The 12,418-nt window shown below is 50.1% G+C and carries 10 protein-coding genes; 1 reads left to right on the plus strand and 9 read right to left on the minus strand.

All coding sequences use genetic code 11. From position 1 onward, the window contains the following. Positions 1-21 precede the first annotated feature (21 nt). From ACHZA1_RS03390 to ACHZA1_RS03405, 4 genes are all read right to left on the minus strand, one after another. Positions 22-1,008, minus strand: a complete 987-nt coding sequence (locus ACHZA1_RS03390) for a diacylglycerol kinase family lipid kinase (RefSeq protein WP_320053827.1) — start codon at positions 1,006-1,008, stop codon at positions 22-24. A gap of 180 nt (positions 1,009-1,188) precedes the next feature. Further along, a complete protein-coding gene (gene gyrB, locus ACHZA1_RS03395; protein ID WP_320053828.1) occupies positions 1,189-3,183 on the minus strand; it encodes a DNA topoisomerase (ATP-hydrolyzing) subunit B in 1,995 nt (664 codons plus the stop codon). Positions 3,184-3,368: 185 nt separating this feature from the next. Further along, the gene (locus tag ACHZA1_RS03400) at positions 3,369-5,069 is read right to left on the minus strand and encodes a TonB-dependent receptor (protein WP_320053829.1); all 1,701 of its coding nucleotides are present in this window, start codon (positions 5,067-5,069) and stop codon (positions 3,369-3,371) included. Between the two features lie 3 nt (positions 5,070-5,072). After that, on the minus strand, positions 5,073-8,147 hold the full coding sequence (locus tag ACHZA1_RS03405; RefSeq protein ID WP_320053830.1) for a tetratricopeptide repeat protein: 3,075 nt from the start codon (positions 8,145-8,147) through the stop codon (positions 5,073-5,075). A 273-nt stretch (positions 8,148-8,420) separates the two neighbouring features. Here ACHZA1_RS03405 and ACHZA1_RS03410 point away from each other — a divergent pair, with 273 nt between their 5' ends. After that, a complete protein-coding gene (locus tag ACHZA1_RS03410; protein WP_320053831.1) occupies positions 8,421-9,116 on the plus strand; it encodes an ATP-binding cassette domain-containing protein in 696 nt (231 codons plus the stop codon). Between the two features lie 461 nt (positions 9,117-9,577). Here ACHZA1_RS03410 and ACHZA1_RS03415 read toward each other — a convergent pair whose 3' ends face one another. From ACHZA1_RS03415 to ACHZA1_RS03435, 5 genes are read right to left on the minus strand one after another with little or no spacing between them, the layout of a single operon-like run. Further along, positions 9,578-10,597, minus strand: a complete 1,020-nt coding sequence (locus tag ACHZA1_RS03415; RefSeq protein WP_320053832.1) for a permease — start codon at positions 10,595-10,597, stop codon at positions 9,578-9,580. Positions 10,598-10,649: 52 nt separating this feature from the next. After that, complete coding sequence (locus ACHZA1_RS03420; RefSeq protein ID WP_320053833.1) at positions 10,650-11,348, minus strand: aromatic aminobenezylarsenical efflux permease ArsG family transporter; 699 nt, start codon at positions 11,346-11,348, stop codon at positions 10,650-10,652. A 9-nt stretch (positions 11,349-11,357) separates the two neighbouring features. Then, on the minus strand, positions 11,358-11,783 hold the full coding sequence (locus ACHZA1_RS03425; protein WP_320053834.1) for a nitrophenyl compound nitroreductase subunit ArsF family protein: 426 nt from the start codon (positions 11,781-11,783) through the stop codon (positions 11,358-11,360). Positions 11,784-11,804: 21 nt separating this feature from the next. After that, positions 11,805-12,041 carry a thioredoxin family protein gene (locus ACHZA1_RS03430; RefSeq protein ID WP_320053835.1) on the minus strand — a complete coding sequence of 79 codons (237 nt, stop codon included), beginning with the start codon at positions 12,039-12,041 and terminating at the stop codon, positions 11,805-11,807. 52 nt (positions 12,042-12,093) lie between these two features. Next, positions 12,094-12,402 (minus strand): winged helix-turn-helix domain-containing protein, encoded by a 309-nt coding sequence (locus ACHZA1_RS03435; RefSeq protein WP_320053836.1) that lies wholly within the window; start codon positions 12,400-12,402, stop codon positions 12,094-12,096. Positions 12,403-12,418 lie beyond the last annotated feature (16 nt).

The following is a 12,418-nucleotide window of genomic DNA, read 5'->3' on the forward strand; positions in this document are numbered from 1 at the left end:
GTTATAGAGCATGATGGCCGATCAAGCCGTAACCGATGCCCCCGAACGCTCCATGCTGGCAGGCTTAAGACGCGAATCGATGGCGCGCGAGCAGCAGGTATCCACCACAACGCAGATGGCGCCCGGCAGCAGCTCCACCTCCAGCGGCGCAGCGCCCAGCACCTCGCCGTCGAGTTCCAGCGGGCAGTCGCTTTCGGAGAGAATACGGCAGCGGCTAACCTCCACGTACCGCACCTCGGGGTGAATTACGGGTTCGGCCCTCCGCAGCTTACCCGTGAATCGGAGAAAGGTGAGCGCCGACACGCGCCCCACCACCACCAGGTTCAGCATGCCATCGTTGACCACGGCGTGCGGGGCAATGCCCAACCCACTGCCAAAGTAGCGCCCGTTGGCCATGCAAACGGCCATTACCGTACCCCTATGCGAGTACCCATCCGCCTCGATGGCCACCTCCTGCGGCCTGCGGAAGCAGATGGTGCAAAAACCGCCGATCCAGAAGGCCAGCGTCGCCCCTAGGAAGCGCTTTAGCCGCTCCACCATCATCACCGTGCTTGGTCCAATGCCGACATCGCCAATGTTGACGAAGTAGCGAAGCGCGGCAAGCCCGTTGGGCTGCGTGTACTGCACCCTGCCCACATCAACCTGGCAGGTGCTGTTCTGCTCAACCAGCTCAAAGAGGCGCTCCACCGAGGGCGTGGCGCCAATAGAGCGGGCAAAGTCGTTACCAGTCCCCCAAGGAAGCACGGCAAGGGTAACCGCCCTGCGCTGTGCATCGGAGAGCAGCATCAGGCCGTTCACCACCTCGTTAACGGTGCCATCGCCGCCAACGGCCACAACGTACGAGCAGCCCTGCTCCACCGCCTGCACCGCCAGCCGCTCGGCATCGCGGCTAGCCGAGGTGTACAGAAACATCACCGCATACCTGCTTTCAAAGGTAGACGCTATTCGGGCAACCAGCCCTTTAACCTTCCTCTTCTGGGAGTTTACGATAAAACAGACGGCTTGCATAGGCATTTTAAAGTGCGGCAAAGGTAGCAGAATTAAGAAAAGACCTCACGGAGGAAGGGAGGATTCAGCAGCAGCAACAACCTAGAAAATAGCTAAACGTTCAAGAGCTTTCATAAAAGTAAAAAGAGGAAGGCAAGCGCCCTCCTCTAATATCTAAAATCTATCGTCTAACGTCTGGAATTACGCGTCAATCTTGGCGTACTTGGCATTCTTTTCGATGAACTCGCGGCGTGGTGGAACCTCGTCGCCCATTAGCATCGAGAAGATGCGGTCGGCCTCGGCAGCGCTGTCAATGGTAATCTGACGGAGAATTCGGCTATCAGGGCTCATGGTGGTTTCCCAAAGCTGCTCGGCGTTCATCTCACCAAGACCTTTATATCGCTGAACGTGGATCGAGTTTTCGCGCCCGCCGCTCATTTCCATGCTGATTCTGTCGCGCTCGTCATCCGTCCAGCAGTACTGCATCTTGTTGCCCTTCTTAACCGAGTAGAGCGGAGGTGTGGCGATGTAGAGGTAGCCCTCCTTAATCAGATCCTGCATGTAGCGGAAGAAGAAGGTCATCATTAGCGTGGCGATGTGGCTACCGTCCACGTCGGCATCGGTCATGATGATGATCTTATGGTAGCGGAGCTTCGCTAGGTTAAGCGCCTTGCTGTCCTCCTCGGTGCCGATGCTAACGCCAAGCGCCGTAAACATGTTCTTGATTTCCTCGTTTTCGAAGATTCTATGCTGCATGGCCTTTTCCACGTTCAAGATCTTACCACGAAGCGGCATGATGGCTTGAAACTTACGGTCGCGCCCCTGCTTAGCGGTACCACCTGCCGAGTCTCCCTCGACAAAGTAGATCTCGCAAATGCTAGGATCGCGCTCCGAGCAGTCGGCCAGTTTACCGGGCAGCCCCGATCCCGAAAGAACGGTTTTACGCTGCACCATCTCGCGCGCCTTACGGGCAGCATGACGGGCAGTGGCAGCCAATATCACCTTCGAAACAATCTGGCGGGCATCCTTAGGGTTCTCCTCTAGGTAAGCCTCCAGCGCAGCGCTGGTAGCCTGATCGACGGCCAGCGAGACCTCCGAGTTACCCAGCTTCGTCTTAGTCTGCCCCTCGAACTGTGGCTCGGCAACCTTTACCGAAACAACAGCGGTTAACCCCTCGCGGAAGTCATCACCGTTAATCTCGAACTTCACCTTGGTAAGCGCGCCCGATTCGTCGGCATACTTCTTAAGGGTACGCGTTAAGCCACGGCGGAAGCCGGTAAGGTGCGTACCACCCTCTATGGTGTTGATGTTATTTACGTACGAGTGAACGTTCTCCGAAAAGCTGGTGTTGTACTGGAAGGCAATCTCCACTGGCACCCCATTCTTTTCACCTTCAATATAAATTGGCTTTTCGGTTAGCTTCTCGCGAGTACCGTCAAGGTAGTCTACAAACTCGCGCAAGCCCAGCTCCGAAAGAAAACTATCGCTCTTAAAACCAGGCGTAGAGGTTCCTTCTTCATCCACCTGTTCTTCAGCCTCACGCCTATCCTGTATGTAAAGGCTGATCCCCTTATTTAGGAACGCCAGCTCGCGTAAACGAGTCGAAAGAATATCGTAGGAGTATTCGATGGCATTAAAGATTTCGGCATCGGGCTTAAAGGTGATGGTAGTTCCAGTACGATCAGTATCGCCCATAATCGCCACCTCTGTCATTGGCTTTCCCTGGCTGTACTCCTGACGGTAGTGCTTTCCGTTGCGGTAGATATCGGCAACAAGCTTTATCGAAAGCGCGTTTACGCACGATACGCCCACACCGTGGAGACCTCCAGAAACCTTGTAGGAATCCTTGTTGAACTTACCACCGGCATGAAGTACGGTTAGCACCACCTCAAGTGCCGATTTCTGCTCCTTTTCGTGGAAATCGGTAGGAATACCACGACCGTCGTCCTCAACGGTAATGGAGTTATCCTCGTTTATGTATACGTTGATGTTCTTGCAGTATCCGGCAAGAGCTTCGTCAATAGAGTTGTCAACTACCTCGTAAACCAGGTGGTGTAAGCCTCGAACTCCCACATCGCCGATATACATCGACGGACGCTTGCGAACTGCCTCAAGCCCTTCGAGCACCTGAATGCTATCGGCCGAATAGCTGTTGTTTGAGTTAAGCTCATTGTTTTCTGCGTCAAGATTGCTCATTACTTGCAAAAATTTATGTTTTGATCTTACTATTCACGTAAAAAATCCTGCCTAAGATTAATCCTTAAATTAACTTAGGCAGGATTACATGCAAATATAGCAATTATATCCTAAATCTGAGCCAACAACAGGCTTTAGCGCCAAAGATTATTGCTCGCTTTTAATAGCTTAACCTTTTCCGATGGCTAGAACGAGTAGCTGGCGCCTACAACGCCATTAATCCCGTAGGTTTTGTACTGGTAGTAGGTGTCCGAATCGCTATTGAGTAGATTGTTGATGTTAATAAAGGCATGAATACGCTTGGTGAACTGGTATTCGCAGCCCAGATTGACGTCAACAAACGAGCTGAGCTTAATTGCAGGCATCATTGGTGAAATAACTTCACCCTTGCTATTGTAGTTATCCATCCACTTTACGTAGCGCGATCCAACGGTAAAGATGGATGCCTTAAACGTCCACTTCTCGTTGTGGCGGTAGGCTGCATCAACCGACGATTCGAAGGCTGGCATACCCCACGCCTTCTCCTGCTTATCCAGCGAGTAGCTGTACACCTGCGCACGCACGCCTATATCCAAGAAGTTCTTTACGGCTAAGGCAATCTCGCCACCAAAGGTAGTCTTCGATATGTTGTCGTAAATCACGTTGAAGTTGTTGTAGTAGCTCTTGCTGCCTTTCTGGTTAACGAAGAAGAACTGATGGTCGATTAGCTCGTAGCCACCCCACACGTTGTACGACACCGATGCGCTTACATTACCCTTAATACCTCCGGTGAGCACCATCTTATGCGCCGTATTCTCCACGTAAATTCCGGGCATTACAAAAGGATTTTCGGTGGTGATTTTCTTATAGGAGCTCACCTCTAGGTATCCGCCCACCTTAATGTAGGGCACAAAGAAGTTTCCGGCAGCATCGAGGGTTAAATGCCCAACAGGGAAGAAGTAACTTTTGGTGTTATTTCCCCACGCGTCGTTGGTGAAGTTAACGCCAATTGATGCCGTATAGAAGCTTCCGTACTTTCGGAGCATTGGTGCAAGGGTTACCACCGTATTCGACACCGTATCGAAGCTACCCGACTTACCAACATGAAGAATGTTTAAGCCAGCACCTAGGTAGTCTCGTTGGATATACTTAAACACCTCGCCACCTACCGTTACATGATTTTCCCCAAAATCGGCTTTGTCGTTGTAGTAATCGTAGCTAACCGATGCCTTGTAGTTAATATGGGTAGAATCCAAATAGAACGACTTCAGGTTTACCTCTGCCCTAATGCTGTTGAAATGCTGGAGCAGCGAATCCTTGTTGAAGCGGAAAGCAGGCTTAGCCATCTGGGCAGAATCAATGCCGTAATAAAGGTTCCTGTTATGACTGTAGGATACTCCTCCGCTCAGGATATTCGTACCAAAGAGCTTCTTGCCAAATAGCGCTATCTCGTTTTTCGAGTTGTTCGTTGGCACCTTTGGTCCTTTCTCCAACCCAATGTTACCTGTTGATGCGCGGTGCTTAAAGTAGGCACCGTAGCTGTAATCCACGTTGCGTGGGCTATTGTAGTAGATATCGAAGAGCGTGGTTGAGTAGTTGCCAATTCCTCCACGGATGAAGAAGTTGTACAGATCTTCCTTGGGCTCTTCGACCAGCTTAGCGGCAGCAATAGGCTTAACCGGAAAGTAGGTTTCCACCGGTTTCGAGAAGATGGAGTACTTAAAGCTAGGGGTTAGCTTTAGCGTATCCGTTATCTTGGGCATTATATTTAGCTTCGAAGCATCGTTGATGGTTGGCTCGTACGAACGGGTAACCTCCACCTGCTTGTTAAGCGTATTATCTTGGGTTTGCGCAAATGCCACAGCTGGCGTCAGCGCAAGTATCGTATATAGAATCTTCTTCATCATTGCTTACTTTTGAATTACCTCCACAGGGGCTTGCTGAACGTTCTGCTTTGCCTTTTCGGCTTCCTCAACCTCCTTGAGCAGCTTGTTTGCCTCATCAACCACACCATCATCCTTTACGGTGTAGCCATCGAGAATACTTTGAATGGTTGCCTTAGCCTGGAAGGCATCGTTCTTGTCCAGGTAGGTTCTACCGAGTAACAGGAAGCTCTTTCCGATCCAGTACTGGAATGGCGTATTCATATCGGCAAATTCGAACACCTCCTTCTCTACCGCTTCGGGCTTCTTTTGCTGGTAGGCAATTTGTATCTTCATAAACTTAGCCTCGGCTCCCTCTTTGGTTCGGACGTTGGTGGCAATTTGCGCAAACTCTGCCGAAGCGCCATCAAGATCACCCAACCCGTAAAGAGACTTACCCTTTACGTAGTGAGCCTCGCGAAGCAGCTCGGGGGTAGCCTTTTCGGTAGATATCAGCTTTGTTGCGGCATCGGCAGCCTGCTGCAGCTGCTTATCCTCGTTGGCGCTGCGCATCATCCCAACACGTGCCTCAAGTAGGTTCGACTTGTTTTCGGCATTCACCTCCAGCTTCTCGTAGGCGGCTAAGGCATCCTTGTAATTCTTCAGCCCGTAGCTAATGCTTGCATACTTCTTTTGCGATGTTTCCGAGAACTGGTTCTTTGGCATTTCGCTAACGTACTTGTAGGCTACAGCAGCCTCGCCTAGGTTACCAGTTCGCTCCTGGCAATCGGCTAGGTAGAAGTACGAGTTAAGAAGGAAATCACCATTGGGGAACGATGCTATGTACTTCTTAAATCCGGGAATTGCCTTGGCGCAGTCGTTGGCTAGGTAGGCGCGCTCCGACGCAGAGTACATCAGCGAGTCCTTCTCTGCCATGCCGATGCTTACATCCTTTCCTAGCTTTTGGGCATAGGTGAAGTAGGCATCAACGTCGTTCTTGTCCACGTAGATCTCCTTGATCGCCAAAAGCGAGTTCTTTGCCTCGTTGGTTCCGGGGAAATCCTCCACCACCTTCTTGTAGTATTCGAGAGCCTTATCGTCGTTAGCCTTGTTTACGTTAATCAAGCCCAGCTCCACCAATGCCTTGATGTAGTAGTTAGAGCCCTTATTCTTATCCAAGAACTTCTGGAATGTCTCCTCTGCCTTATCAAACTGCTCTATTTGGGTGTAGGTACGCCCTATTTCGAATAGCGCATCATCAACAAAAGGCGATTTTGGATACTTCTGAAGGAAGGTGTTCATCGATTCGATCTTGCGCTCGGGACGATCAACCAATCCAAGCGCGAAGCTACGCTGGTAGAGCGCATAGTCGGGATCGGATGCATTTAGCGCGTACGCCTTATCGTAGCTCTCGATAGCCTGCCAGTACTTACGCTCGTAGAAGAGGATGTCGGCGATACGGTTGTAGGCATCCGCCAGCGCTGGCTTCGAAGGAACATCCTGAAATGCGGTGTACTTACGGAACCAGGTCATACTCTCGTCGTACTTCTTCTGCTTAAAGGCGCTGTAGCCTAAGCCATAGTGCGCCAGCTTATACTCTGGCTGATCGAATGCCCCCGAAGCGAGCAGGAACTCGCCGTATAGCTTTTGGGCGTTGTCGTAATCCTCCAACCGGTAGTAGCTCTCGCCCTTCCAGTACTGCGTTAATGCGGCAAGCTTATGGTCATAGCTAGAGTTCGTCAACGACAAATCAAATGAAGCAATAGCCTCCTTGAAGTTCAGGTTTTGGAACAGCTCCAAGCCTCGATAGTATGCCACACGCTGAATGGCCGACTTCGTTTTAACATCCTGCTTCTTTATCTTCTGTAGCGATTCGAGCGCCGCCTTGTAGTTTTTGGTGTTGGTGTAGGCAATCATCAGGTACTCGTAGGCGTCGTCGACGCGTGGGCTGCTGGGATACTTCTCGATGTAGCTGTTGAACGCCTTGATTGCCTCGTTGAACGGGTTGTAGTTGAGCTCGAACGTTAGCTTGGCAAAGTTGAAAAGCGCATCTTCCTGGATATCCTTATCGAAGCTCATCTTTGAGGCCATGCTAAATGCCTGAAGCGCCTTTTGCTTTGCATTCAGCTGCATTTGGCTATACGCTAGATGGTAGTAGGCGTTCTGGCTTAGCGAATCTTCGCCCGAAACAATGCGCTCGAACGACTCTACCGCCTTCTTATGGTTGCCAGCCTTAAAGTTGATGAAGCCAATCAGGTAGCTATCCTCGCGGGTGATGTTCTTAGCCTCGTCGGCGTAGCGGTTGATGTAGGGCAACGCCTCGGGGTACATCTTCAACCGGTAGTACGACTCCCCAATCAGGCGCGATATCTCGGCGGCACGCGATGGGGTCGACGACTCAACGAGCTTTGGTCCCTGCTCGATCACCTTCTCGTAGTTGCGCTGGATGTAGTATATCTGCACGATGTAGTAAGGGGCAATTGGCCCGAACGACTCGTCGTTGAGCAGCATCGAGAATCCCTTTAGCGCGGTGGCGTAGTTCTTCTCCTCGTAGGCAATCTGCGAGTAGTAGTAGGTTGCCGGCGACGAGTACTTGTTGTCTACATCCTTGATGGAGGCAAAAGCCTGAGCCGCCAAGTCCTTCTTACCCGTGTAGTAGTACGATAGCCCCTTCTTAAAGTAGCTTTCGCACTTGTCGTTGAACCCTAGGGCGTCAACCTCCAGCCTGCTGTACCAGTAAACGGCATCGGCGTACTTCTTTTGCTTGTAGTAAAGGTTACCCAGCGCAAAGCAGGCGTAGTTTACCTTTTGGTTTTCGGGGTAGTGCATCACGAAGTTGCGCACCTCGCGTTCGGCATCCTTATTTTCGAGATGCACGCCGCACATAGCCTTGTAGAATTCGGCATTCCCCCGTTGCATCGTATTTTTTTGCCCAATTGAGGAGGTATACTCCTCAAAAAGATGCTGCGAAGAGGCGTACTTTCCCTTTTCGAACAGCTCCAGCGCCTCACGATATAGGCGCTCATCACTTCGGTTGATCTGCGTGGTTTGTCCTACTCCTGAGTAGCTTATTGCAACAAAGAAGAGCAGGGAGGCACAACCTTTAGCTAAGTTTTTTACCATTGACTTGAGAATAGATTCTGCCTAAAAATAGAAAGTTTTAGCCGAACCTGATGCAGCTCCCTCAAAATTATGGGAGAATCGCCCCCTGCAGCTTCACTCTTTTTTTGGTTGCTAAGCGAATACGAACTGAAACATTTGCTATTTTTGGATGCTAATTCGTTGTCTTTACCGATCTTTGTAGCCCTAAAGCGGAATCGCAACAGGCGACTACCACGAAAGCAAAAAACTTCAGGCATGATCTGAAGCCGCAAGGGCGCTTAAAATTTAAAGCAAATGGCACTAAACACAATTATTGAGATAAAGGACGCTACCATTTTCCAAGGTAAAAACGTAGTACTGAACAACGTCAACCTCGACATCGAGAAGGGGCAGCTGGTGTACTTTGTGGGTAAGGTAGGTAGCGGAAAGTCAACCCTCATAAAAGTTCTTACCGCAGAGCTCAGACTCGACGAAGGCGAAGGCACCATCTGCGGATTCGACTTCCGAAAGATTAAGAATAAGGAGATTCCGATGCTCCGCCGCAAGCTGGGCGTGGTATTCCAGGACTTCCAGCTGCTCAACGACCGCTCGGTGCGCGAAAACCTGGAGTTCGTGCTAAAATCGACCGGCTGGAAGAACAGGGTTGAAATAGAGACGCGGATCAACGACGTGCTCGAAAAGGTGAAGATGCAGCTGAAGGACTACAAGTATCCGTTTCAGCTATCGGGAGGCGAGCAGCAGCGCATTGCCATTGCCCGAGCGCTGCTCAACAACCCCGAGGTGCTGCTTGCCGATGAGCCCACCGGCAACCTCGACCCCGAAGCATCGGAGGATATCATGAAGCTGCTGCTGGAGATCAGCATCACCGGCTGTACGGTCATCATCGCAACGCACAACTACAGCCTCATCAAAAAATTCCCATCCAGGGTTATCCGCTTCGAAAATGAGACAATGGCTGAAATAAGCCCCGAAGCAAGCATCGGGCAGTAGCACTAACCCAAAGATACAACGAGCGGGGTAGGTTCTTTACGTAAGCACCTACCCCGCTCGCACGTTTACCTCCCGCTTAAAAAGCGCCAAACACCAGCCATTAGCCCCCAAATGCCCCTAGAGCATACTCTAGGCTGAATTTAATTCAGTAAGCTACTGCGATGAATTCAGTAGGCGACTGAATTTAATTCAGTAAACTACTGCGGTTAATTCAGTAGACGACTGAGCTTAATTCAGTAATTACTGCGATGAATTCAGTAAACGACTGTGCTTAATTCAGCAACCTACTGCGATTAATTCAGTAGGCGACTGAATTTAATTCAGCAAGCGACTGCGATGAATTCAGTAAGCTACTGAATTTAATTCAGCAAGCGACTGCGCTTAATTCAGTAGACGACTGAATTTAATTGAAGGAACAGTAGAATAAAGCCACTTCTGACTCCTCTTCATTTCATGTTTTGTTAGAACACCAGATTAAACAGATACCCCACCACCATAATGCCTAGGGCAACGATACCCGCAAAGGTTAAAATCATTGGCAGCTTCAGCACCTTCTTCAGGATAATCATCTCGGGCAGCGACAGCCCGATTACAGCCATCATAAATGCCAGAGCCGTTCCCAGCGATGCCCCCTTCTCGATGAGCACCGAAACGATAGGTACAATTCCTGCCGCGTTGGAGTATAGCGGAACGCCAATTAAAACTGACAGGGGGACGCTATACCAGGCGGACTTTCCCATAAGCGAAGCCATAAAATCTTCGGGAACGTAGCCATGGGCGCCTGCCCCAACGGCAATACCCAGCATCACATAAATCCAAACCTTGCCTACGATATCCTTCACTGCAACGTAGCCAAACCTGATGCGCTGCTCGAAGGAGATCGTCTCCTCGGCATCGCCCGAATCGCTGAATCGGGTTTGGTAAACCCAGTCCTGCACCCAATGCTCCAGCCGAAGTTTTCCGATAGTCCAACCGGCAAGTATAGCTATTGCCAGTCCCGTTACAACGTAGATTAGCGCCGTCTGCCAGCCAAACATCCCGAAGAGCAGCACCACGGCTACCTCGTTAATCATTGGGGCGGCAATAAGGAACGAAAAGGTCACCCCCAGCGGAACACCCGACTCCACAAATCCGAGGAAGAGCGGAATAGCCGAGCACGAGCAGAATGGAGTAACAATGCCAAGCCCCGCCGCCATTACGTTGCCCGTGAATAGCGACTTGCCCTCCAGCATCCTTCGGGTGCGCTCGGGCGAAAAGTACGACCGAATGATACCCACAAAAAAGATGATTAGGGCTAGCAGAAGTAGCACCTTGGGCACCTCGAAGATGAAGAAGCGCAAGGCTTCGGTAAGGTGAGCCCCTCTTTCGAGCCCAAGCGCCGAATCGACTATCCAGTCGGCTGCAGGCTGTAGGCTTCGGTACAGCAGGTACCAAACCGGAAGAAGGAGAAAAGGTATAATAGCTGGCTTACTCAATCGCATAACGGTAATAATTTTATTTCGACCAATCCCGAAATGAATGGGCAAAAAAAGGTTAGATAAAGAATAGCACGATATAGTATACCCCAATCAGGATAAACAGCACGGCAACCACCCTGCGAAACCAGAGCTCGAATGCCTTAATCCGGTTGTACGTTTTCCCGACATTGCCGATGGCAAAAGCCAACAGCCAGGCAAAAACAATCACCGGAAGCCCTGTTGCTACGGCAAAAAGCACTGGCAGGTAAAGCCCGCTTGCACTTGTTATGGTTATTGGGATCAGCATGGCAAAGTAGAGCACGCCGCTGTAGGGGCAAAAGGCAAGCGCAAACACCATCCCCAGTAGCAGGGTCCCCCAGTAGCTTCCTTTGCTCCTCTCTCCCAGCGTCTCGGTTAGCTTAGAGAACATCGGAAAGTTTAACTTTATAACATCGAGCATAAAAAGCCCAATAACAACCAGCAACGGACCTAGCAGCTTTTCACCCCAACCCTGAAAGAGCATGGTAATGCTCATCTGGTTGGCGCCCAAAAACAGGACGACCGCCAATCCGGTGTAGCTAATGGCTCTGCCAAGGGTGTAAACCAAACCGCTTACAAACACCCTATTCTTATTTTCGATATCGCGCCCAATAAAGCCAATAGCCGAAATGTTGGTAGCAAGAGGACAAGGGCTGATGGCGGTCATCAGCCCTAGCACAATTGCCGTTAGAAATGAGTATTGTGTGCTATCGAGTATGCTTTGCAATAGTTCCATCTCTCGAATCTATTTCTTCAACACCTCTTCGATAGCCTTTCCGAGTGCCACTTTTAGCTTTTCGGGATTCGATTTTGCATACATGAAGCCCTTCGAGGTAAGGTCAGCTCTTTTGCTGCCGCTTACCACTAGCAAGCTTTGCCCCTCTGCCTTACACTTGCTGGCAGCGGCCTTGCTGCTCGCATCGTCGAGGTTGATGCTGGTAAAGGTCACCTGTCCGCTTTTAACCTGCGCGGGATAAAGCGCCTCAACCGCCTTCTTCGACTCGCTCTCTACGGCCAAGCAAGTTGGGCACCTACGGGTAAAGTGGAAGTAGTAAACCTCTACCTTAGGGTTAACCGTTGCCTTAGCCTCCTTTTTTGCGCTCTTCGCATCTGCCGAAAATCCAGCAACAGCAAGCATAAGCGCTAGGCTTAAAAGAAAAAGATGTTTCATAAATTCGACCTATTCTATAAATTAATACTTAGCGAGCACCTCTTTAACCTCATCCTTGGATGGTACGCGCCCCTTAATCTCTACATTTTCGTTAACCACAAGAGCAGGAGTAGCCATAACCCCATACTTCATAATCTCAACAACATCGCTAACCTTAGTGATGGTGGCATTCACGCCTAGTTCGGCTACGGCATCGTAAACAATCTTCTCTAGGTTCTTGCACCTTGTACACCCTGGACCTAATACTTTTATATCCATAGTAAGCTGTTTTATTTCGGGAATTCCCGAACTGTTTGTTTAAAAAAATGTGCTATCGCTTAAAGAATTCGGCATAAAGAAGCTTAGCCTCCTCCCAATTCTGCCTATTTATACAGTACTTTATGTACGGTGGATTTATCTCGCCCTGAATTAGCCCCGCATTCTTAAGTTCCTTAAGATGCTCGGAGAGCGTCGAACGGGCAATCGGAAGATTTTCTACCATATCACCGCTATAGCAACACCTGTCGAGGTTGTTGGCTAGGTAGTCGAGGATGAAAATTCGCACGGGATGCGATAAAGCCTTACCGTATCGTGCCAACTTCTCCTGCTTTTCGGTGTAGTATTTCTCCTTTTTTGCCATTGTATTTCGTAAAATC

The sequence above is a fragment of the uncultured Acetobacteroides sp. genome, from assembly GCF_963667355.2.
GTDB lineage: Bacteria > Bacteroidota > Bacteroidia > Bacteroidales > ZOR0009 > Acetobacteroides.